General features: G+C 63.7%; 20 protein-coding genes and 2 riboswitches. Of the genes, 3 read left to right on the top strand and 17 right to left on the bottom strand.

The annotated features are described in order from the left end of the window. Nucleotides 1-50: 50 nt before the first annotated feature. The 7 genes from Q9451_RS19985 to Q9451_RS19955 form a co-directional block, all read right to left on the bottom strand. The gene (locus Q9451_RS19985) at nucleotides 51-1,388 is read right to left on the bottom strand and encodes an MFS transporter (protein ID WP_012271697.1); all 1,338 of its coding nucleotides are present in this window, start codon (nucleotides 1,386-1,388) and stop codon (nucleotides 51-53) included. Nucleotides 1,389-1,539: 151 nt separating this feature from the next. Further along, nucleotides 1,540-2,298 (bottom strand): hypothetical protein, encoded by a 759-nt coding sequence (locus tag Q9451_RS19980; RefSeq protein ID WP_012271698.1) that lies wholly within the window; start codon nucleotides 2,296-2,298, stop codon nucleotides 1,540-1,542. A gap of 153 nt (nucleotides 2,299-2,451) precedes the next feature. Further along, nucleotides 2,452-4,602, bottom strand: a complete 2,151-nt coding sequence (locus Q9451_RS19975; RefSeq protein WP_012271699.1) for a TonB-dependent receptor — start codon at nucleotides 4,600-4,602, stop codon at nucleotides 2,452-2,454. A gap of 66 nt (nucleotides 4,603-4,668) precedes the next feature. Continuing rightward, a complete protein-coding gene (locus Q9451_RS19970) occupies nucleotides 4,669-5,079 on the bottom strand; it encodes a DUF2946 family protein (protein WP_012271700.1) in 411 nt (136 codons plus the stop codon). A 115-nt stretch (nucleotides 5,080-5,194) separates the two neighbouring features. Further along, a complete protein-coding gene (locus Q9451_RS19965) occupies nucleotides 5,195-5,971 on the bottom strand; it encodes a ParA family protein (protein WP_012271701.1) in 777 nt (258 codons plus the stop codon). A 104-nt stretch (nucleotides 5,972-6,075) separates the two neighbouring features. Then, on the bottom strand, nucleotides 6,076-7,647 hold the full coding sequence (locus tag Q9451_RS19960) for a sensor domain-containing diguanylate cyclase (protein WP_012271702.1): 1,572 nt from the start codon (nucleotides 7,645-7,647) through the stop codon (nucleotides 6,076-6,078). A gap of 58 nt (nucleotides 7,648-7,705) precedes the next feature. Then, nucleotides 7,706-8,185 (bottom strand): hypothetical protein, encoded by a 480-nt coding sequence (locus Q9451_RS19955; protein WP_012271703.1) that lies wholly within the window; start codon nucleotides 8,183-8,185, stop codon nucleotides 7,706-7,708. A 131-nt stretch (nucleotides 8,186-8,316) separates the two neighbouring features. Here Q9451_RS19955 and Q9451_RS19950 point away from each other — a divergent pair, with 131 nt between their 5' ends. Further along, nucleotides 8,317-8,814: a GNAT family N-acetyltransferase gene (locus Q9451_RS19950; protein ID WP_041166460.1), complete on the top strand. Its 498-nt coding sequence runs from the start codon at nucleotides 8,317-8,319 to the stop codon at nucleotides 8,812-8,814. Between the two features lie 122 nt (nucleotides 8,815-8,936). Further along, nucleotides 8,937-9,260, top strand: a complete 324-nt coding sequence (locus Q9451_RS19945) for a hypothetical protein (protein WP_345960716.1) — start codon at nucleotides 8,937-8,939, stop codon at nucleotides 9,258-9,260. A gap of 46 nt (nucleotides 9,261-9,306) precedes the next feature. On the opposite strand, the gene Q9451_RS19940 is transcribed toward Q9451_RS19945, so the two are convergent. The 10 genes from Q9451_RS19940 to lpxO all read right to left on the bottom strand — a co-directional run bounded on the left by Q9451_RS19940 (nucleotide 9,307) and on the right by lpxO (nucleotide 20,084). Beyond that, nucleotides 9,307-10,644, bottom strand: coding sequence for an OprD family porin (locus Q9451_RS19940; RefSeq protein WP_012271706.1), 1,338 nt, complete (start codon nucleotides 10,642-10,644; stop codon nucleotides 9,307-9,309). Next, nucleotides 10,641-11,075, bottom strand: a complete 435-nt coding sequence (locus tag Q9451_RS19935) for a pseudoazurin (RefSeq protein WP_012271707.1) — start codon at nucleotides 11,073-11,075, stop codon at nucleotides 10,641-10,643. The genes Q9451_RS19940 and Q9451_RS19935 overlap by 4 nt, the downstream gene beginning before the upstream one ends. Before the next feature lie 17 nt (nucleotides 11,076-11,092). Next, the gene (locus Q9451_RS19930; RefSeq protein ID WP_012271708.1) at nucleotides 11,093-11,881 is read right to left on the bottom strand and encodes an ABC transporter ATP-binding protein; all 789 of its coding nucleotides are present in this window, start codon (nucleotides 11,879-11,881) and stop codon (nucleotides 11,093-11,095) included. Next, on the bottom strand, nucleotides 11,878-12,894 hold the full coding sequence (locus Q9451_RS19925) for an iron ABC transporter permease (protein ID WP_345960715.1): 1,017 nt from the start codon (nucleotides 12,892-12,894) through the stop codon (nucleotides 11,878-11,880). Before Q9451_RS19925 ends, Q9451_RS19930 begins: the two co-directional genes overlap by 4 nt. Continuing rightward, complete coding sequence (locus Q9451_RS19920; protein WP_012271710.1) at nucleotides 12,894-13,904, bottom strand: ABC transporter substrate-binding protein; 1,011 nt, start codon at nucleotides 13,902-13,904, stop codon at nucleotides 12,894-12,896. Before Q9451_RS19920 ends, Q9451_RS19925 begins: the two co-directional genes overlap by 1 nt. Nucleotides 13,905-14,014: 110 nt before the next feature. Further along, nucleotides 14,015-14,214: riboswitch (cobalamin riboswitch) on the bottom strand. 28 nt (nucleotides 14,215-14,242) lie between these two features. Continuing rightward, the gene (locus Q9451_RS19915) at nucleotides 14,243-15,409 is read right to left on the bottom strand and encodes a DUF1624 domain-containing protein (RefSeq protein ID WP_012271711.1); all 1,167 of its coding nucleotides are present in this window, start codon (nucleotides 15,407-15,409) and stop codon (nucleotides 14,243-14,245) included. A 141-nt stretch (nucleotides 15,410-15,550) separates the two neighbouring features. Then, a complete protein-coding gene (locus Q9451_RS19910) occupies nucleotides 15,551-17,677 on the bottom strand; it encodes a TonB-dependent receptor (RefSeq protein ID WP_012271712.1) in 2,127 nt (708 codons plus the stop codon). A 108-nt stretch (nucleotides 17,678-17,785) separates the two neighbouring features. Next, a riboswitch (cobalamin riboswitch) is annotated at nucleotides 17,786-17,994 on the bottom strand. Nucleotides 17,995-18,058: 64 nt separating this feature from the next. Next, nucleotides 18,059-18,628 (bottom strand): GNAT family N-acetyltransferase, encoded by a 570-nt coding sequence (locus Q9451_RS19905; RefSeq protein ID WP_012271713.1) that lies wholly within the window; start codon nucleotides 18,626-18,628, stop codon nucleotides 18,059-18,061. A gap of 78 nt (nucleotides 18,629-18,706) precedes the next feature. Continuing rightward, nucleotides 18,707-19,051, bottom strand: coding sequence for a carboxymuconolactone decarboxylase family protein (locus tag Q9451_RS19900; protein WP_012271714.1), 345 nt, complete (start codon nucleotides 19,049-19,051; stop codon nucleotides 18,707-18,709). 133 nt (nucleotides 19,052-19,184) lie between these two features. Then, complete coding sequence (gene lpxO, locus Q9451_RS19895; RefSeq protein WP_012271715.1) at nucleotides 19,185-20,084, bottom strand: lipid A hydroxylase LpxO; 900 nt, start codon at nucleotides 20,082-20,084, stop codon at nucleotides 19,185-19,187. A 158-nt stretch (nucleotides 20,085-20,242) separates the two neighbouring features. Here lpxO and thpR point away from each other — a divergent pair, with 158 nt between their 5' ends. Then, nucleotides 20,243-20,788, top strand: a complete 546-nt coding sequence (thpR, locus tag Q9451_RS19890; protein ID WP_012271716.1) for an RNA 2',3'-cyclic phosphodiesterase — start codon at nucleotides 20,243-20,245, stop codon at nucleotides 20,786-20,788. The last annotated feature ends 3 nt before the right edge of the window (nucleotides 20,789-20,791 follow it).

Genomic DNA, 20,791 nt, shown 5'->3' with positions numbered 1-20,791 from the left:
GTAGGAGCGGCCTTGTGTCGCGATGGGCTGCAAAAGCAGCCCCGACAATCTCAGACAGTACTACGAACTCCAGACTGCACGCCGTCTACCCCCCCCTCATCATGCAACGAAATCCGCGAAGTCTCCGGCAACGCCAACCCGCCCACCAGCGCCACCAGCGCAATCACCACCAGGTAAAACGCCGGTGCCAGGCTGCTGCCGGTCTGCCCGATCAGCCAGGTCGCCACCAGCGGCGCGGTGCCGCCAAACAGCGTATAGGCCACGTTGTAGGTAATCGCCGAAGCGGTGTAGCGGGTGCGGGTTGGGAAGCTTTCGGACAGCAACGCCGCAGTGACCACGCCACTGCACAACGCGCCCACCGCCAACAGAATCACCCCCAGCAGTGCACCCGACATCGAGCCAGAGCTGGCCAGCCAGTATGCCGGGAACACGCACAGCATCACCCACAGGCAAGTAAAGCCGATGGTCTTGCGCCGCCCCACTCGGTCCGAGAACGCGCCGGCCAGCGGGCAGCCGACGGCGGCGAACAGCAGGGCCACGGTGGTCACCAGTAGCGACTGTGCGCGGGTCAGGTTGCCTACCAGTTGCAGGTACGTGGCGAAGTAGGTGGTGAACATGTAGAACGACAGGGCGGTCAGCGAGATGAACGCCCCCAGGTTGCGAATGACCCGGCCATGGTGACGCAGGGTGTATTTGAGCGGCGAATGCTCATGTTCCTTGCCTTGGGCGACGGCTTCGCGGAATGCCGGGGTTTCTTCCATGCGCCAGCGCAGGTACAGACCGACCAGCCCCAGCGGCGCGGCAATCAGGAATGGAACGCGCCAGCCCCAGGCATTCATTGCCTCGGCCGACAGGCTGGCTTCCAGCCCATAGGCGATCACTGCGGCGCAGGCGAAGGCGGAAAAGGTCGAAACCGGCACGAAACTGCCGTAAAACGCACGCCTGTCGTTAGGTGCGTGCTCCATCAAGTAGGCACAGGCCCCCGCGTACTCGCCACCGGCAGAAAAGCCCTGCAGGCAGCGCGCCAGGGTGAGCAGCACGGGGGCTGCCAGGCCAATGCTGGCGTAGGTCGGCAGCAGGCCGATCAGGGTGGTGGAGCCGGCCATCAAGAGGATTGTCAGCGACAGGATGCGCTTGCGCCCCAGGCGGTCGCCCAGCGCGCCGAACACGATCCCGCCCAGCGGGCGAAGGGCAAAGGCCACGGCAAACACCGCGAACGTTTTGAGCAACGCCACGCTGGGGTCTTCGCTGGCAAAGAACTGGCTGGCGATCAGCGTGGCAAGAAAGCCATACACGGCGAAGTCGAACCATTCGACGAAATTGCCGATGGCCGAGGCGGCGATCACCCTGCGCAGGGTGGCGGGGGATACCTCGTGAGGTGCGGACATGCGGGTGCTCTCCGGTTCCATTGGCAGCCATGATGAACGTGGCGCGGTCGGGCCGCGCCATCATTGTTGTGCTTGCCAGTAGATAACCGGGTGCAAAAAGGTGCTTTGTCGAGGGCGACCTCGGGATACCTGATTCAACCGGTATAACGGTTTACAGCCGGCCGACCTTCCAGGGGGCGTACTCCAGTTCGCTGTAGCCTTCGGCTTTGCCGTGCATGTCGGCCTTGAAGCCCGGCAGGCTGCTCAGGTCAAGCGCCATGCAGCGGCTGGTGAGTTCGGCTTGCAGCCTGCCATCGAGACGAAAGTCATCCGGCCGGTTCGGGTGGGGATAGATTTGTACCAGGCAGCCTTGGACCTTGCCCTGCGCATTCGCCTCGTAATAGAGCGAGGCCCGGCCGATGCTGTTTACCGGCTGGTCGCGCAACAGGTGCTGCCAGAAGAACTCACGTTGTGCATTGGCCTGGCGCCGTGGGGTATCCAGTGCCTGGGCGGCAGCGGGCAGATCCACGAACAGCGGCGCTCGTATTTCCGTCGTGCCGTCCTCGTCGCGCATCGACTTGGGCACCACGGGGTAGATGGTCTTCCAGCATTGCGCCTCGACCATGTTGGCCAATGCGTTGAAGTCTGAGCGGACCAGGTCGGCCGGTAATGCTCTTTCGTACTTCATCGGTGCTTTACTGGTTTTGCAACTGATGGGGGCGGAGTGCTGGTCGAGTTTGACATTCAGCATCACCACGCCAACCTGCTTGCCTGTATCTGCTGTGGCGATGCCCAGCTTCAGTACGTGTTGCATGTCGCTGACGAATGCCTTGCGCGCCTGTTTGTCCTCCTCGGAGGCAGGGCGGTTCTGGCAACCCGCCAAGGCGATGAGTGCAGCTGCCACGATTGCCGGAGACAACGGTCTGAGCACAGAAACTTCCTTGATGTGATAGAGCCGGCGTTAATGCCGGCGGTAATGAGAACCAATATTATCACTCGAAATGCTTGAGGGCTTTGTGTGGTTTGTGTGTAGGAAATGTATGGTTTTGCGGTATCGGCGCGATGGCCGATACCGCCCTGTGCATCAGAAGCGCATGTCCAGTGCCAGTTCGAAGGTGCGCGGCGGCCCCATGTAGTACTGGCTGTTGTAGGCCTGCTTGGCATACACCTCGTCGGTCAGGTTGCGCACCCGCCCGGTCAGCGTAGTGTGCTCATCCAGCCGGTAGCGGGCGAACGCGCCAAACAGGGTGTAGGCCGGGGCCTTGAGGCTGTTGGCATTGTCGGCATACACCGAGCCCACATAGCGCCCGTCCGCGCCCACCGACCACGCCGACGACAGGCTGTAGGTCAGCCACAGGTTGGCGACATTGGCCGGCACGTTGGTCGGTGCATTGCCTTTGCGCGACACCGATACGCCGTTCACCGCCTCGTTGAACTCATCGTACTGTGCATCGACATAGGCATAGTTGGCCTCGGCCAGCAGTTTCGGTGTCACCTGCAACCGCCCGGACAGCTCGATACCGCGTGAGGTCTGCTGCCCGGCCTGGACCGTGAGGTTGGCGTCGTTGGAGTCGCGGACGGCAAAGTCCTTGCGCACGATCTGGTACAGCGCCAGCGTCGCGGCACCGCGCCCATCGAGGAAGTCGAACTTGCTGCCCACTTCCCATTGCTCGCCCTTGGACAAGTCGAAAAGGCCGACATTGGAGTAGGTCGCCGCTGCCAGCGAGCCGGCCGGCAAGTCGGCGGAAGAGCTGTACTGTACGTACACGCTGGCCGAAGGCGTCAGCGCATAGGTCAGGCCGATGCGCCCGGACAGCGGCTCCCAGCGCCGCTCGAAGTAGGCCGGCGAAGTTGGCGTCACTGCGCCGTAGTTGGTGACGTCCATATCCAGGTAGTCGTAACGCAGGGCGGTCAGCAGGGCCAGGCGCTCAGTCAGCTGCAAGCGGTTTTCGGCGAAAACCGCGCGGTTGATGACCTCGTGGCGGCGTTGCTTGGTCAGGCCGGCATTCACACCAGGGATGTCATCGAAGCTGCCGGGGTCGAAGTGCTCGGCATCGACCACGTCACTCCAGCTGCTGGAGGTGGGGTAGAGGGTCTGGCGCATGCGCGAGTACTCCAGCCCCAGCGACCACTGACTGGCCAGGCCGAACAGCTGGTTGTCGTGGCGCAGCTCGATGCGGTCGCCCAACAGGTTCTGGTCGTGGCGCTGCAAGTAGGGGCTGCTGCGCTGCACCTTGCCATCGCGGGTGTAGGTGTAACGTTCGAGGTTGCGGTAATCGCGCTGGGCGTTGTAGTGGTACAGCGTGTTCTGCACGCTGGTGCTGTCGCTGATCTGGTAGTCGAGGATCGAACGCAGCCAGCGCACCCGCTGCTCATAGCGGCCATCGCCAACGTTGTAGTTTTCGAAGCGGCGGCTGTTGTCGATTTTCATCGTGCTGCGCCCCGGCAAAATCGGCGAGCCCCAGTACGGGCTGTCTTCGCGGTCTTCCTGGTATTCCAGCGCCAAGGTGTGGGTGAGGTTGGGCGTCAGGTCGCTGAGCAGCGAAAAGGCCAGGCTGTCGGTGTGCCGTTCGTTGCGGTCGACATAACCGTTGCCATGCCCGCGGCTGAAGTCCAGGCGCATGAAATGCCGGGCATCGGCGGGGTTGCTGGCCAGCGCCTGGTTGATGCCGAAGGCCACTTCGCTGTCGTCGAAGCTACCGTAGCGAATACGCCCGTCAATGATCTGCTGGTCGCGGCTGGCGAGCTTGGTGATGTAGTTGATCGAGCCGCCCACCGCCCCCGCGCCATGCAGGAACGAAGACGGCCCGCCAATCAGCTCGACGCGGTCGAGCACCCAGGCATCCACCGGGCGAGTGGCGCTGCTGTAGCCCAAGTTGATGCCGTTGTACAACTGGGTGACCTGGTTCTGGGTGAAGCCGCGGTAGGCGACGAAGCCGCCAAAGCCAGGGTTGGCCGAAGCGTTTACACCGGTCATGGCGTTGATCACGTCCTGGCTGTCCTTGGCGCCGCGTTCTTCGATCAGGCGGCGGTCCGAGACGCTGACCGAGGCGGGCGTTTCTCGCGCGGTGAGGCCCAGGCGCGAGCCGGTGCGGATCGGCTCGTCCAGTTGCACGCCGCTGGCGGCGTCGCGTTCGCCGTCGATGGTGGTGGCGCCAAGTTCTACAGGGGCGCTGTCGGCCCAGGCAACGCTGCAGGTGCCCATGATGAGCAGCAGGGAGGTATTGCGAAGCATGTTTGTGTGTCTTCCACGCAAGGTTCATGGCTGACGGCGAGCGCGCACAGGTGCGCCCGGCTGAAGTCAGGCGAAATGAAGTGAGGCTGCGGGGAAGACGGCAGGGGAGGCGCGGGGGTTGAGGGCGGGGCGTTGATAGCGCGGTGGCGGTTGTGCCCAGCTGCGCACCACGATGGGCGAGGTGGCCACGGCTTGCGCCGGGGTGAATGACCAGCCACCACTGCTGAGCGGTACCGCCAGGCCGAACGATGAGCACACCGGGCAGTCGAGCTGAGCCATGTGCTGGTCGCCGCCGGCGCCGTCCAGGTCGATGGCCACGCCATGCTCGCTGTTGACGGAGCAGAAACCACCTTCCAGGCCGGCCAGGCGCAGGCCGCCCATCTGCCCATGGTGCAAACCGCACAGCAACAGGCTGAACAGGACGCTGGCATAGAGCGCCCAGGCAGTCAGCGTGCGAGTGTGCCGGGTGGTTTTCATGGCGGCGAATCTACCATTCGGATGAACGGTCGGGTAGTGCTTTTGCTGCAGCACGATCGCTTGTAGGAGCGGCCTTTTGTCGCGACAGGGGCGCAAAGCGCCCCCCCAAGACCTGTCAGGCCGCCCGCTCCAGCGCATCCAGTAAGTCGACAAACTCCATCGCCAGCTTGTGCCGTGGCGCCAGATGTACCAACGGCACCGACGCCTGGTGCGACTCCCGCATCTTGATCGAGCTGCTCAAGTACACCGGCAGCACCGGCAGGCCTTCGTTGCGCAACTGCTCGACCAGGGTCTGGTGCAGCGCGGTGCGCCCGGCGAACTGGTTCACCACTACACCTTCCACCTGCAGTGCCGGGTTGTGGTCCTGGCGCAGCTCCTCGACCTCGGCCATGACGCAGTGCAGGGCCTGGCGCGAAAAGCTGTCGCAGTCGAACGGGATCAACAAGCGCTCGGCCGCCACCAGCGCGCTGAAGGTGTAGAAATTCAGCGCCGGCGGGGTGTCGATGTAGATCCGCTCGTAGTCCTCGCCCAGTTCCACCAGCAGTTTGCGCAGCTTGTTGATCTTGAACTTGCTCTCCAGCTTGCTCTGCAGATCGCTGAGGTCAGGGCTGGCGGTGACCAGGTGCAGGTTGCTGTAGCGGGTTTCGGTGATCGCCACGCGGTGCTTCTTGCCAGCGGCGGTAACCGGCGACAAGGTTTGACGGAAGAAATCGGCGATGCCGGCAGGTATGGCGTCATTGACCAAGCCGGTCAGGTAGTAAGTGGCATTGGCCTGCGGGTCGAGGTCGACCAGCAAGGTCCGATAGCCCTCGGCGGCACTGGCTGCGGCGAGGTTGCAGGCAATGCTGGATTTGCCCACGCCACCTTTCTGATTGAAAACCACACGACGCATGAGACGCTCATCCATGAAGTGTAAATGTCAGGTTGGGGTCAATCCTATGACTGAAACACTGCAGTTTTATGACAAAGATTGTTACAAGCTCACAATCAGGGGGCTCAGGCGATGGCCACCCGGTTGCGACCTTGCTGCTTGGCCTGGTACAGCGCCCGGTCCGCCAGGCCCAAAGCTTCCATAGGCTTGCTGCCCGCATCACCATCCCAGCGCGCCACCCCCAGCGAAATCGTCACTGCCCCCACGGGCTCCACAGGCGTGTCCTGCACTGTCACCCGCAGCCGTTCGGCCACCGCCGCCGCCACTTCCAGGCTGGCCCCTGGCAGCAGCATCAGGAATTCTTCGCCCCCGGTGCGGCAAAGCAGGTCACCTTCGCGGCAACAACGGCGCATCAATTCCGCCAGCCGGCGCAGCACCTGATCACCCACCTCATGCCCATGGTTGTCGTTGACCCGCTTGAAGTGATCGATATCCAGCTCGATGGCCGCAAATGCTCTTCCTTCGGCTTCCAGCAGCGACAGGCTGAACTCCAGGCTGCGGCGGTTGCCCAGGCCCGTCAGCGGGTCGGTCTGGGCGTCACGATTGAGCCGGCCAATCCGCTCTTGCAGCAAGTTCAAGCCGAACAGCAACGCGCGCTTGAGTTCTGCTGCCTCGAAGTACCAGGCCCGCACCTGATGCAAATGTTCGGCGGTGCCGGCGCGGTCCATCGAGCGGGCACCCGCGGCCAGTTGCCACAGCGGCCGGGCGATGGTCATGGCCAACCACCACAGCAGCAGGCTGCCAACCAGCGCCAAGGGTGCCGAAGTGCCGACGACGTTCAGCACCAGGTGGCTCAGTGGCGTCACCGTCTGCGCCAAGGGCTGCTGCGCGACCACGCCCCAGCCGGCGCTGGGTACGGTGGCGAAGCCGGCGAGCATTTCCACGCCCAGGCTGTTGGTCAGTTGCCGAGTACCGCTGTCCAGTGTCGCCAACTGGTCTACCAGCGCGTTGCCCTCCACCACGGTGCCTACCCGTTCGCTGTTGGGGTGGTACAGCAGGCGGCGGTTGCGATCGACTACGTACAGGTAAGAACCGTCCTTGTAGAAGTGCTCGCCCAGCAGGCTGTTGAGGATATTGCGCTCACGCAGGTACAGGCTGCCGCCCACATAGCCCAGGTAGCGGCCGTTGCTGTCGAAAATGGGTTGCGAGAGCGCCACCACCAGGTTGTCGGCCGCCGACAGGTAGGGCGTGGAAACCAGTGGACGGCGTTCGTGCAAGGCTTCCTGGGCACCGGGCGACTGCACGTGGGTGCCGACCAGGTGGCGCAGCGGGGCTGGGGATACTGCCAACAGCACGCCGTTGGCGTCGATCACGAAGGTGGAGTTGAAGGCCATGCTCTGGCCCAGCACACGCTCGGTTTCCACCTGCAGCGCAGCACCATCGCTCAGCTGACGGCCCTGCAGGCTGGCGCTGAACGCCAGTTGCTGCAGGGCGTTGCCGATGAAGGTTTCGGTGATGCTGGCCAGCTTCGTCGCATACACCCGGTTGGCTTCCAGCGCGTTGTCGATCAGCAGTTGGCGCTGCACTCGGTAGCTGGCGAAGTAGCTGGCGCACAGCATGACCACTGCGGTAAGGGCGCAGAGCACCAGAATGAGTGTACGTAAATCCAGGCGCAATCCATGCTTGGCGTGTGGCAATCCTGACCTCGGGTGATCGAAAAGGGCTACTGAACGGGAGTGGCCTGGTGCGCCGCGGTCAAGAACCTGCCTTGTCCAGTGCGTCGAGTTCGTCCTCCACCTGCTGCATGCGCTGTTCGACCAAGGCCTGAACGTTTGCATCTTGGGCGGTTTCACGCATCAGGGTGGTGAGTTTTTCGCTTAGGCGTTTGCCGGCTTCGGTGTCTTCCAGGGCACGGGCCTTGGCCGGGTCCTGGGTGGCGGCGACGATGGTGGCGAACTCGGCGTCGCTGAAGTTCCTTTCGCTGTACAGGCGGAACAGGTCCTGGCGCTGGTCCTCGACGGTGAGGTGCTTGCGCAGTACGTCCTGAATGCTCGCCTGCGACAGCTGTGGGTGAGTGCGGCCCAGCAGTGCGGCCATGCGCTCGATGTTGTGTGTGTAGGCGTCCTGCAGCGGTAGCTGGGCAAGGATCTGTTCTTCACGGGAGGGTTTCTGGTCGCAGGCGGTGAGTGCGGCAGTCAGCAACAGGGGCAACAGCAACTTCTGGAAGCGCGACATGGCATGGCCTGGTTGGGCAGTGAAGACCGCTGATTATACCGATGTCCGCCTGGCCACGACGAGCCCTGTGATTTGCCTTGTGCGGCGCGCTGGGGTAGAACCTTGCCCTCCCGATCATGGGCAGTAACCCGATGCCGAACTGGACCCTGCAACCCGTGGCGCGAGACGCCATTGCCGAAGTGCTGGCGTTTGTCGACAGCGCCCGCCGCGAGCTGTTTCCGATGCTCGCCAACGCGCCATTGCCGCGTGACCTGGCGCATTTTGCTGAAACGTACCTGGACGGCGTGGGCTGTTTCCTGGAGGCCCGTGATGCTGGGCGGCTGGTCGCGGTGATCGGTTACCTGCCCTATGATCATCGCTTTACCCAGTTTGATTACCACGCAGTACGGGTCGTCGAGGTGGTGCGCCTGTTCGTGTTGCCGGGGTACCGCAGGCATGGTTTGGCTGCGGCCCTGTTCTGCGCATTGCGCGAGCGGGCGATGCTGGCGGGTATCGACCTCCTGTACCTGCATACTCATCCGTTTCTGCCGGGTGCGATTGCATTCTGGGAGCGACAAGGGTTTGCGGTGGTTGATGTGGAGAAGGACCCGGTCTGGCAAACCACACACATGCAATTGCGATTACGCTGATCTGTAGGAAAGCCCCTACGACGGTGCTTTGGGTGTGATCGACGCGTTCATTTCAAAATCTACCTGGCTTGCTAACCTTCCCTCGTGTATGGCTTTTTAACAGCACCCAAGGGAGATTCACAATGGCGCACATGGCCCTGTACAAACTCAAACTGCTGGACGAGTTCGAAGACCGCACAGACCTGTGGACCTTCGGTGATTTCGAGAGCAGGTTGATGGACCTGTGGCGCGGGGCGACGCGGCATGATGCCAAAGGCATCATCAATGCTGCACACAAGGAACGGCGTTGGCCCAGGGCGGTGAAGCGCTATTTGCTGACGAATTATCGGGCGTTTGGCAATGTCAGTTCGGAGGTGGAGCGCACGTTTGACGAGGTGCTGGCGGCGATGAGCGCACAGGAGAGGGCCCAGTGGGGGGTGCTGCCTGCTGGTAATTCAGTTGCCTGAAAAACCCAGGGGCTGCGCAGCAGCCCCACTCAGGCGACGCATTGCATCAGAACCCGCCTGACAACGGCCATTCCACCGCCAGCCGTATCTGGTCGCCATCCAGCTCCGCCTGCGCCGTGTTCCCCCGGTGCACGTTATGCCTGACCGAGAACGTCGTGCCTTTGGCCTTGCCACTCTGCACCACGTAACGCGCTTCCAGGTCGCGCTCCCAATGCTTGCCACCCTTGCCATACCCCAAGTACGCATACCCGCCATTGGGGTCGACGTGTGTGCCATCGATATCGAAGCCACGCACATACAACGCCACCAGGTTCAACCCCGGCACGCCGTAGGCGCCCATGTTCAGGTCGTAGCGCGCCTGCCATGACTTCTCGTTCGGTGCGTTGAAGTCCGACATCTGCACAGCGTTGGCGATGAAAATCGCGCCGCGCGTCACGTAGTCGAAGGGCGTGTTGCCGTCCACTTGCTGCCAGCCCAGGCTGAAGCTGTGTGGGCCCTGGTTGTAGCGCGAGAGCAGGCTCCAGGTGGTGTTGTCGATGCGCCCGGACAGCGCTTTGCCGGTGTCGGTGGTGCGATACAGGTTGAGGTCCAGGCTGATGCTGCGCTGGTCATCCAGGGCGTGGCTGAGGGTACTGCCCAGGTAGTGCTGGTTCCAGCTGTCCTCGTAACGTGAGGTGTACAGGCTGCCGCTGAAGGCGGCGCCGGGGTTCCACACGGCACCGGCCAGGTCGAAGCTGTTGCCCTGGCGGCCGTTGGAGTAGTTCACCACAAAGCCCTGATCGTGGCTGGAAGCGTTGCGGTCGGTGCTTTCGTTGAAGTGCCCGGCTACCAGCTTGAGGTTGTCGACTTCATTGCTGGTGAGAAAGAAGCCCGTGGCAGTCTCGGGCAGCAGGCGACTGTCGGAGGAACTGAACACCGGCGTCTTGACCCGTTGCTCGCCGTAAGACAGCACCGTATCGGACACGCGCAGTTTCAGTGCCGCACCTGCGCGGCTGTACTCGTTTTTAGGATGCCCGTCGTTATCGACCCCGAGCAAGCGCGCCTTGCCCGCCCGCCCGCCACCACTGTCGAGTTGCACGCCCAGGTAGGCATGGGCATCGACCCCGACACCGATCAGGCCTTGGGTGAACCCGGACTGGAAGGTACCCATCAAACCATAGGCCCATTCCTCGGCCTTGCCATTACGCTCGTTGCGCGGTTTGTAGGCATTGCGCGCTGCGCTGTTGCGCCCACCGTGCTTGTAGTCGCGCTGGTCGAAAACGCTGCGGTTGAGCAGGTTCCAGCTGCTGTCCGCGAGAAAACCATTACTCTGCGACTGGGCAGTGTCGGCCAGGGCGAGCGGGGCCAGGCCCAGTAGCGGCAGTGCCAGCAATAACCGGTTCATTGCCTGGCCTCGAGCTTTTGCAGTTGTGCGGCGAAGCGGGCTTTGGCCCGCGTCGGCAAGTTCGCCGGCAACGCCGCTGCGGGCGCATCACCTACCTGGATCACCATCACCATGCCCATGGCCAGGTGGGGAATGCACTGAATACCGTACACACCAGGCACGCTGAAGGTTTGCTCGAACACCTGGTTCAGTTTGCTCTTGAACGGCTCGGCACCGGCGGGCAGCAGGCCCGCCACGCTGGCGGCATTGTGCCCGCTTTGTGTGGGCAGAAAGCGCACGCTGTCGCCGGGGGCAATGTGCAAGTGGTCCGGTTCGTAGACCATGGCGCCGTCGCTGCCGCGGTTGAGCATTTTTACTTCATGCACTTCGGCCAGCACGGCCGGGGCAAGCAGGGCGCTGGCAAGCAGCAGGGCGACAGGGCGAAACAGCATGGGCAGAACTTCCGGGTTCAGGGGGCGCGAAAGCGCAGAATGCGCGCGCCGTCGTAAGGGTCGGTAAGGTAGTGGGCGTGGACGCCGAAGGTACTCAGCAGGCGCTCGGGGGTGAGTACGTCGAGTGGTTTGCCAAGGGCGACCAGGCGGCCCTTGTCGAGTACCGCCACACGGTCACAGGTGAGCGCCTGGTTGAGGTCGTGCAAAGCCACCAGGGTGGTTACCGGCAGGGCCTGCACTTGCTGCAGCAGGCTTAGCTGATGCTGGATGTCCAGGTGGTTGGTCGGTTCGTCCAGCAGCAGTACCTGCGGGCGTTGGGCCAAGGCGCGGGCGATGTGCACACGCTGGCGCTCGCCACCGGACAGCGAGCCCCACAGGCGCGTACGCAGGTGCAAGGCATCAAGGTCGGCCAACGCTTGCTCGACGATGTCGCGGTCCTGCCGGGAGAACGGCGCCAGGGCCGAGAGCCAGGGCGTGCGGCCCAAGGCAACCGCGTCGAACACGCTGATCGCATCGAGGGTGTCGGCCTGTTGTTCGACCAGTGCCAAGGCCTGGGCTACATGGCGGCGAGGCATCTGCGCCAGCGGTTCGCCCATCAGCTGTACGTTGCCGCAGGTGGGTTTGCGCAGCCCTGCCAGCAACTTCAGTAGCGAGGATTTGCCCGAGCCGTTGGGGCCGACGATACCCAGGGTTTCACCAGCGACAACGCCAAGGTCGATACCGCTGAGTACGGCATTGCCGGCCAGTTGCAGCCCCAGCCCCTGGCAACTCAGTGGGTGCACTTGTACAGCAGCCAGGAGGGTCATGGGCGCCCCCGGCGGCTGACCAGAATCAGCGCGAAAACTGGCGCGCCGATCAGCGCGGTAACCACACCTACCGGGATCACCTGGCCGGTGATCAGCGTGCGTGAGAGGATGTCTGCAGCAATCAGGAACAGTGCGCCACCCAGCGCGCTGGCAGGCAGCAGGCGGCTGTGCCCGGGGCCTAGCAGCAGACGCAGGGCGTGGGGTATTACCAGCCCGACAAAACCGATGGCACCGACAATGGACACCATCACCGCCGTGACCAGCGCTGCACAACTGATCAGCAACAACTGGGTACGCCGCACCGGAATGCCCAGCGAGGCTGCCGAATCGGCACCAAACGTGAAGGCGTCCAGCGCACGGCGATGCCACAGGCACACCAGCAAGCCGAACAGCGCCACCGGCACAGCCAGCCACACCGAAGGCCAGCGCACGCCGCTGAGGTTGCCCAGTAGCCAGAACAGGATACCGCGCGCCTGCTCGGCGGTGGCCGACTTGGTGATCAGGAAGGCGGTCAGGGCATTGAACAGTTGCGAGCCAGCGATACCGGCAAGGATCACCTGAGCGTTGTTGCTGCTGGGGCCGGCCGCGCGGGCCAGCAGCAGCACCAGGGCGAATGCGGCCCCGGCGCCGATGAAGGCCCCGGCGGACATGCTCAATGCCAGGCTACCCAGGCCCAGCAGGCCGACCAGCACCGCGCCGGTCGAGGCACCGGCAGATAGCCCGAGCAGGTACGGCTCGGCCAGGGGGTTGCGCAACAGCGCCTGGAGAATCACGCCGCAGGTTGCCAGCCGGGCGCCGCACGCGGCTGCGACCAGGGTGCGGGTCAGGCGGTAGTTCCAGACGATGCCGGCGTCGATCGGGTCGACCGGGTAGCCGGCCTGCCACAGGTGGTTGGCCAGCACCTGGCCGACCACGCTGGGCGACAGGCTGGTTTCGCCGATGGCGGTACCGGCCAGCAGGGCGGCCAACAGGGCTGCCAGGGCAACCACGATGCAGGGTAACAGGCGCATCATCACTGGGCTGCTTTACCGCTGGCGAAGGCTGTGGCTAGCGTCTGCACGCCGCGGAACAGGCGGATGCCGGCTTGCATGGCGTCGGCGTCAAGAATGATGATGCGATCGTACTTCACCGCATCCATGTTGCGGGTTACCGGGTCGCTGCGCAGGAATTCGAGCTTTTTCTGGTAGTCGTCGGCGGGGAAGCGGCGGCGGTCCATGCGGGCGATGATCAGCCAGGTGGGGTTGGCCTTGGCCAGGGTTTCCCAGCCTACGGTCGGCCATTCTTCGCTGGACTCGACCACGTTGCGCACACCCAGGGTGCGCAGCATGAAGTCGGCGACGCCCTGGCGGCCGGCCACATAAGGGTCGATGTCGAGGTCGGCGCTGGAGAACCAGAACAATGCCGAGGTGGCCGACAGGTCCTTGCCGGCCAGTTGCGCCTTGGCACTGTCCAGGCGGCCTTTGAGCTCGGCATTCAGAGCATTGCCGCGGTCCTGCACATCGAAGATCTCGGCCAGCTGGCTGATGCTCTTGTAGATGCTGCTGACCTGGAACGCCTGCAGACGGGTGCCGTCGGCGCCGACCAGGTTGTCCTTGCCTTCGCAGTCCGACGGCAGCAGGTAGGTGGGGATCTTCAGTTCATCGAACTGTTCGCGGGTGCCGACCACGCCCTGGGCACCGACCATCCATTCGAACTGCACCGCCACCAATTGCGGGCGCTTGCCGACCACGGCTTCGAAGCTGGGGTCGTTGTCGGCCAGGCGCGGCACCTTGGCGTTCACTGCCTGGTACTCGGGCAGCACGTTGTTGAACCACAGCGAGGTGCCCGCCAGTTTGTCGCCCAGCCCCAGTGCATAGAGCATCTCGGTACCGGCCTGGCCGATGGTGACGGCGCGCTGTGGCGCCTGGGCGAACGTCTGCGGCTTGCCGCAGTTGTCGAGCGTCAGCGGGTAGTGGGTGGCCGCGGCCTGGGCCAGGCCGGTAAGGCCTAGGCCGGCGAGCAGGGTGGCGAAACGGGGCAGCATGCTGGGCGATCTCCTATCGGACAGTTCGGGTGAGGAACGCGCGGACAGGCATCGCCGAGCCCCTGCCGGTGGCAGGGGCAACACTGATGGCCAATCCCGGACACCCCGCCGGTTGGTGAATGTAGGCCGGCAGGTCTCCTGACTGGTGCGTCATGGCCCGGCTCCGGCCTTCCCGGGCGGTCTGGCCCAGTGGCATCGATGGAGCAGGCTCGGCACCTACAGTTGCGGGGGCAGTTCCGTTTGGCCCGTATTGGCGGGCCTGGGATTCCCTATTAGTTCCGTGGTGGAAACCGGCGGCCCGCATGGTAGACCATCGCGCCGCCGGGTGAAAACGCTTTTCAGAAGTACTTCAGCCAGGCGATGTCGCGGCGCCGCTGCTTCAGTTGGGCGAACCCGCGTACTGGCAGGTACAGCGAAGCCGCCAACAGCACCGCGCTCAGCCACACCGCTGCAATGCTCTCGAAGCCGAAGTAGTCGCCCTGGTTGAGGCCCAACAGCGCCACGCTGGCCAGGTACAGCAGCTTCAGCACATACAGGTGCAGCAGGTAGAAGAACATCGGGGCCGCACCGAACACCGCCAGGGCACTGATCCAGCGCGCCTGGCCGGCCCGCTCGAAGGCGCGCAGCAACACAAGGCCGCAGCCCAGGGTCAGGGCCAGGAACAGTAGCGACGGTGGGTATTTGGTGATGTTGAAGAAGCTCATCAACGTTTGCGTGAAGGTGGGGTAACCGCTCCACGGCGCCTCACCATAGCCGTTGAACATGCGCAGCAGGACAAAGCCCAGGAGTGCGAGCAACCCGGCCGTCAGCAGGCGTTGCTGGCGTTGTCCGGCCTCGCTGCCGCGCGCGAACCAGGGGCCCAGGCCATAACCCAGGGCAATGACGCCGATCCACGGCAGCACCGGATACGACGTGCGCAGGCGCAGGTTTTCCGACCATTCAAGCCAGCCGCGGTCGTGCAGGATTGCCCAGGGCACGTGCAGGGCTGACCCCACGCCAAAGTGCAGGCCGTCGAGCAGGTTGTGGCCGGCGACGATGATGGCGCCCAGGGTGAGCAGTGCGGCGCGTGGCAGCCACACCAGCAGGGACAAGGCGATCATGCTGACGCCGATGGCCCAGATCACTTGCAGATAGATCACGCTGGGCGGCAACTGGAAGGTCCAGGCGAAGTTGACCAGGGTGAACTCCAGCACCACCAGGAACAGCCCGCGCTTGAACAGGAATGCCGAGACATCGCTACGGCCCTGATGCTTCTCGCCGTACAGCCAGGCCGACAGGCCGGTCAGCAGGACGAACACCGGTGCGCACAGGTGGGCCAGGGTGCGGCTGAAGAACAGCGAAGGCTCCGTGGCGTCGATGGCCATGGGGTCGCTTACCTGGCGGTGCAGGAAGAAGGTCTCGCGGACGTGGTCCAAAAGCATGAACAGGATCACCAGGCCGCGCAGGGCATCGATGCTCTGCAGGCGCTGGGTGATCAAGGTGGGCGTGGCGCTGGCGCTTGTCATGGAGGGTCGCTGATAGGAATGAATGTCATGTGAAACGTTATCTTATAACTAATTTATTGGAGGCTGGTAGAGGTTTTTGTGTTGCCTGTGCAGGCCTCTTCGCGGGCGCGCCCGCGAAGAGGCCGGTTCAGGCAACTCAGGTCAGAAGGTGTAATCCACCGTCGCAAAATACGAGCGCGGCATCCCCATCAACCACTGCTGCCCGCTGAACGCCGACTGCACATACTCGCGATCGAACAGGTTGTTCAACTGCAACCCCAGCCGTACATCAGGCAACACCTGCCAGGCGATGTTGGCATCGACCACGGTGTAGCCGGGGGCGCTTTGGGTATTGGCGGTGTCGGCATAACGCTCATCCACATAGCGCGCGCCAATGCCGGCTTCCACCTGTTGGCCGAAACCTTTGCTCAACCACAGGTTGGCGGTACGCCGTGGCACGTTGGCCGGCCGGTTGCCGGCACGGTCCTGCGCCACGCCGCCGACCATCTCGTCGAAGTCGTCATACCTTGCGCGCACCAGCGATGCGTTGGCAGACACCTGCCATTGGTGCGCCAGCGCCAGTTCCAAGGTCGCTTCGAGGCCATCGGAGGTCTGCTGGCCAGCCTGTTGCTTCTCGTGGGTGATCGGGTCGTCTACCAGCAGCTTCTTCTTGACGATGTGGTAGGCGGCCAGTGTCCATTCGCCACGGCCTTCCCAGAAGCGCTGCTTCAGGCCTACCTCGGTCTGCTTCGCTTCGGTCAAGTCATAGTGCATCTGGGTGGGGCTGAGGCTGATGAGGTTGTTGACCCCTTCCTCGCTGGTGGAGTACTGGCCATACAGTGACAGGTCGTCAGTGACCGCGAACACCAGCCCAGCGCGCCAGTTGCCACCTTGCAGGCTGCGGTCACTGCGGCTGTCGTTGGTCAGGTTGTCGCGGTCGATGTGGTTCTGGTCGCGGCGCACGCCGGTTACCAGCGACAGCCGGTCGCTGAGCTGCAGGCGGTTCTCGGCGAACAGGGCAAAGGTATGGGTGGTGGACAAGGTTTGCGGTCGCAGCGGCGAGGCACTGTGGAACCCGCCGGGCTGCGGTTGCCATGGGTCGATGTAGTCGCCGCCGACATCGTTGTAGGGTGAATTGCTGTCGACGTTGAAGCGCACCTTGTTGTACTCGGCCCCGACCACGGTCTTGCTGGCCAGGCCGAACAGGGTGTGGTCGAAGGTGAAGGTCTGGCGGTCGCCGAACTGTTCCTGGTTGTGCTTGATCTCCAGGTAGCTGCCGCGCAGCAACTGCTGACGCTCGGCGTCCCAGCTGTAGTCTTCGGCGTTGCGCCAGTGGCGGCGGCTCTTGATGTAGTACAGCTGGTTGCTGGCGCTGAGGTGGTCGTTCAGCGTCCAATCGGTGGTCAGCCGGGTCCACTCGTCGTCATAACGCTGCACGTCATTCTGTACGTTGTAGTTCTTGTTGCGCAGGCTACTGCGATAGTGGCCGTCGATCAGCGGCGTGCCGTAGTAGTTGGCGGGCTGCGCCTCGCCACGGTCGTGGGCGAGGGTGAAGCTGAGGTCGTCACTGGCATCGAAACGCAGCGCTGCGCTAACGGCCAGGCTGCGCGAATGGGTGCGGTCGACCCAACCATTGCCATCTTGCTGGTTCAGCGTAAGGCGATAGCTCAGGCGCTCGCTGAGGCTGCCGCCGCTGTCCAGGCCGAGCTGCTGACGGTCCCATGAGCCGTAGCCCAGACGCAGGTGGTTGCGCACTTCGCCGGCAAACGGTTTTTTCGGGATCACGTTGACGACCGCGCCGGTGGCGCCTTCGCCATGCAGTACCGAAGCCGGGCCGCGAATCACATCGATACGTTCGACCATCCACGGGTCGACAGGGAACGTTTGCGTGCCGGCGCCGGTGTAAAGGCGCGTGCCGTCGAACAGGGTCATCACCGAACTGTGCCCGGCAAAGCCGCGGGCGGACAGGCCGGTGCCGCCGTCGCCTGGGGAGCCGACGAAGGTGATGCCCGGCGAGCGGGTCACCGCATCCTGCACGGTGAGGTTGTTGCGCTGCTGAATCTGCTCGGCACTGATGCTGCTGGTACTGGCGGGTGTTTCCAGGGCACTCAGGCCAAGGCGCGAGCCGGCCTGGGTAGGCGTGGCCAGGTCGATGGCGTGGCTGTCGAGGGTGTCGGTGATGGCCGTGGAAGGCAAGGCCAGAGGCGGCGGGGCACGGTCATCGGCCAAGGCCGGCAGGGCGACGGCCAGGCAGGCCGCCAGGGGGTGAAGCTTGAACATACGGGACATGTCGTTCCACTGCTGCAGGAATGAATGCATCCCGGTGGAAAACACGCAAAGGCGAACCATGCAGGCAGGCGCGCGCACGGATTCCGGCCTGCGCCCGCCCACCGCGGGTTGCCAAGTGAAGCTCCAGGCCGGTCTCCGGGCTTGCGAGGGGCATGAAACCTTCACCTTCCCATGCCGGAGCACAGTGGTATCTCGAAGGGTTCGCTCGCTTACCGTTGCGGGGGCAGCGCCGGACTTGTCGTGGGCAACACGACGCACCGGCTTCCCGTTTCACCCTGCGCGCGGCGGCGCAGGACACCTGAAACTGGCGCGCATCTGACCATTGAAACGCGGGGGCGTCAAATTTGCTTGGGCAATGGAGGTGGGTTAGCCCTGCAAAGGCTAGCGTCCGCGGCGCCGCGAAACCCGTGCCTCGATGTTCTTGCGCCCGATCAACAGCGGGGGCTTCTCTACCACCGGCTCATCCGCCAGCCATTTGTACATCACCAGGCAGTCCACCAGCCCCAGGCGGGCATGGCGATAGGCCTTGGGCAAGCGGCCAACGGTCTCGAAGCCGAGCTTGTGCCAAAGCGCCACGGCCACTTCATTGCTGGCCACCACCGAGTTGAACTGCAGGGCCAGAAAACCTTCCTGGCGCGCCAGCTTCTGCGAGTGTTCGCACATCAGGCGCGCCACGCCCCGGCCGCGCGCCTGTTCGCAGACCATGTAGCCGCAATTGCCCACATGTGCGCCAGGCCCGGCAGCATTGGCCTTGAGGTAGTAGGAACCCAGCAGCTCGCCATCTTCTTCAGCCAGCAACGTATGCAAGGGCAGCTCCAGCCACAGCTGGCGAGCCTGTTCGACGCTCAGGGCTGGCTCGAAGGCGTAGGTTTCACGGGCCTGGACAATGGCTTGGAAGGTAGGCCAGAAACGGTCGAAGTCTTCGGGCGTCATGGGGCGAATGTGGATCATGCGGGTTCCTGCGCGGGCTAAGCCGCCCAGTCTGGGTGGCGCGGCGCCGTCGCGCAAGGGCGGCGACGCCGTTTGTGCTCAACCGTTGGCCTTGCCCACCGCGTCCATGGCACGCGCTGAGTAGACCAGTGCGGCCCCAGCATTCATCGCCACCGCTACGCCAAGCGCTTCGGCAATTTCCTCGCGGCTGGCGCCATGCTTGACCGCCTGTTGCGAATGCACGGCGATGCAGCCGTCGCAGCGGGTGGTCACGGCCACGGCCAGGGAGATCAGCTCGCGGGTCTTGGCGTCCAGGTGGTTGGTCTTGGCCCCAGCACCGCTGGCGGTCACATAACCGGCCACGGTGTCGGGTGAGAGTTGCTTGAGATCGCCGATGCCGGCCATCAACTGCTTACGGTAGGCGTCCCAGTCCATCATGCTCATCGTCTTCACCTTGGGGGGGTTGCGAGTGGAGCTTTCAGGCTAGTCGAAGAGTGGCAAGTGCGAGGCTTGTACTTTGGTGGTCATGCAGTGGGCCTTTGGCAGCGGGCTTGCACCAAGCCCGCGCCTACACGGTTCAGATGTAGATGAACACCAGCACCAACGCTGCGACCACTGCCCATTTCTCCAGGTAGTAACGCATGCGGTTGCGCTTCTTCAGCGCCTTGCCACGCTCGCGGATCTTGTAGATGCGGGTGAACAGGCGGTTGATGCCCCCGGTCTTGTCGCTGGCATCGTTGGGCGCAGCGGCGGCGGCCATGACATTTCGGCTGAACCAGCGGTTGAACGCGGTTGCCCAGCGGTACTTGAGCGGGCGTTCGACGTCGCAGAACAGGATGATGCGGTTATGCTCGGTGGTGTTGGCCGCGTAGTGGATGTAGGTTTCGTCGAAGATCACCCCCTCGCCATCGCGCCACGAGTACTTCTCGCCGTCCACGTCGATGTAGCAGCCGTCGTCGTTCGGCGTGTCCAGGCCAAGATGATAGCGGTACGAGCCCGCATACGGGTCACGGTGGCGCACCAGCTTGGCACCCGGCGGCAGGGTGGCGAACATGGCAGCCTTGACTGTGCCGATACCTTGCAACAGCTCGGTGGTGCGTGGGCACAGCGCCATCGCCGACGGGTGGCTCTCGCCGTACCACTTCAGGTAGAAGCGCTTCCAGCCGGTTTTGAAGAACGAGTTGAAACCGACGTCATCGTAATTGTCGGACTTCTTGATTTCGCCTACGTGCAGCAGCTGGCGGCCTTCCTCGCGGATCTCCTGCCAGTGGTCCTGCAGCGGTTTCAGTTCGGGAAAAGCCTCAACCGGCAGGTAAGGCTTGGCCGGGTGCTTGGAAAACAGGTACAGAAAGCTGTTGACCGGGGCCAGGAAGCTGGAGTGGTCGCCCAGCTGACGCGTCAGCTTGTGGCGAACCCGACCGCGCAGGTGAACATAGGCGATCGAGAGGACGAAGATAAGTACGAGTGCAATTTTCATGGACGTTTACTTGTCGAAAAATGGCCATGCGCCATGGCATAAGCTCGCCAGCATAAACAATCATGGGGGCAGTTTGTACTTATTGTTACGAAACGGTGGGGCGACATTGGTGTAATGCCCTACAGTCTTGCGCAAACGTTTCATGTCAGGGAGTTTGTATGGTTCAGGATATACGCCCCAGCGGTAGCCCGTTCAAACGGCTGTTCTTCGCCTTGCCGGTCAACGATGCCCAGCGCAGTGCTCTGGCCCAATGGCGCCGGGACCTGAGCCTGCGCAGCGGCAAACCGGTGCCGGCAGCCAATTTCCACGTCACGCTGCTGTTCCTCGGTGATGTGGACGCCGCCCAGCTGCCAGCGATCTGCGCGGCGGTCGATCAACTGGCGCTGCCGGCCACGGCGCCGCGGCTGTTGCTCGACCGTTTGCAGGTGTGGCAGCGGGCCGGGGCCCTGGTGCTGGAGGCACAGCAGACACCGCCGGCCCTGTTGCACCTGGTGTACGGCTTGCAGCAGGCGCTGCTGCCGCTGGGGGTGGAGGCGGCCAGCCGTGAGTATCGGCCGCACCTGACGCTGTCCAGGGACTACCACGGCCAGCCACCCGAGGCCAGCAGCGCGCCGGAGTTCTACCTCACCGCGCGACACTTCACGCTTTACGAGTCGCGCAAGGGCGCCTACTGGCCATTGGCGCAGTGGCCGCTGGCGCAATGACCT

This window comes from Pseudomonas sp. NY8896, assembly GCF_039634505.1.
Note: the sequence above shows the minus strand (reverse complement) of the source record. Positions and strands in the feature narration are given on the sequence as shown.

Coding starts and splice junctions, on each gene's coding strand:
- Q9451_RS19985 (WP_012271697.1), bottom strand. CDS start 1,388: ATGTCCGCACCTCACGAGGTATCCCCCGCCACCCTGCGCAGGGTGATC.
- Q9451_RS19975 (WP_012271699.1), bottom strand. CDS start 4,602: ATGCTTCGCAATACCTCCCTGCTGCTCATCATGGGCACCTGCAGCGTT.
- Q9451_RS19970 (WP_012271700.1), bottom strand. CDS start 5,079: ATGAAAACCACCCGGCACACTCGCACGCTGACTGCCTGGGCGCTCTAT.
- Q9451_RS19965 (WP_012271701.1), bottom strand. CDS start 5,971: ATGCGTCGTGTGGTTTTCAATCAGAAAGGTGGCGTGGGCAAATCCAGC.
- Q9451_RS19955 (WP_012271703.1), bottom strand. CDS start 8,185: ATGTCGCGCTTCCAGAAGTTGCTGTTGCCCCTGTTGCTGACTGCCGCA.
- Q9451_RS19950 (WP_041166460.1), top strand. CDS start 8,317: ATGCCGAACTGGACCCTGCAACCCGTGGCGCGAGACGCCATTGCCGAA.
- Q9451_RS19945 (WP_345960716.1), top strand. CDS start 8,937: ATGGCGCACATGGCCCTGTACAAACTCAAACTGCTGGACGAGTTCGAA.
- Q9451_RS19940 (WP_012271706.1), bottom strand. CDS start 10,644: ATGAACCGGTTATTGCTGGCACTGCCGCTACTGGGCCTGGCCCCGCTC.
- Q9451_RS19935 (WP_012271707.1), bottom strand. CDS start 11,075: ATGCTGTTTCGCCCTGTCGCCCTGCTGCTTGCCAGCGCCCTGCTTGCC.
- Q9451_RS19930 (WP_012271708.1), bottom strand. CDS start 11,881: ATGACCCTCCTGGCTGCTGTACAAGTGCACCCACTGAGTTGCCAGGGG.
- Q9451_RS19925 (WP_345960715.1), bottom strand. CDS start 12,894: ATGATGCGCCTGTTACCCTGCATCGTGGTTGCCCTGGCAGCCCTGTTG.
- Q9451_RS19920 (WP_012271710.1), bottom strand. CDS start 13,904: ATGCTGCCCCGTTTCGCCACCCTGCTCGCCGGCCTAGGCCTTACCGGC.
- Q9451_RS19915 (WP_012271711.1), bottom strand. CDS start 15,409: ATGACAAGCGCCAGCGCCACGCCCACCTTGATCACCCAGCGCCTGCAG.
- Q9451_RS19910 (WP_012271712.1), bottom strand. CDS start 17,677: ATGTCCCGTATGTTCAAGCTTCACCCCCTGGCGGCCTGCCTGGCCGTC.
- Q9451_RS19905 (WP_012271713.1), bottom strand. CDS start 18,628: ATGATCCACATTCGCCCCATGACGCCCGAAGACTTCGACCGTTTCTGG.
- Q9451_RS19900 (WP_012271714.1), bottom strand. CDS start 19,051: ATGAGCATGATGGACTGGGACGCCTACCGTAAGCAGTTGATGGCCGGC.
- lpxO (WP_012271715.1), bottom strand. CDS start 20,084: ATGAAAATTGCACTCGTACTTATCTTCGTCCTCTCGATCGCCTATGTT.
- thpR (WP_012271716.1), top strand. CDS start 20,243: ATGGTTCAGGATATACGCCCCAGCGGTAGCCCGTTCAAACGGCTGTTC.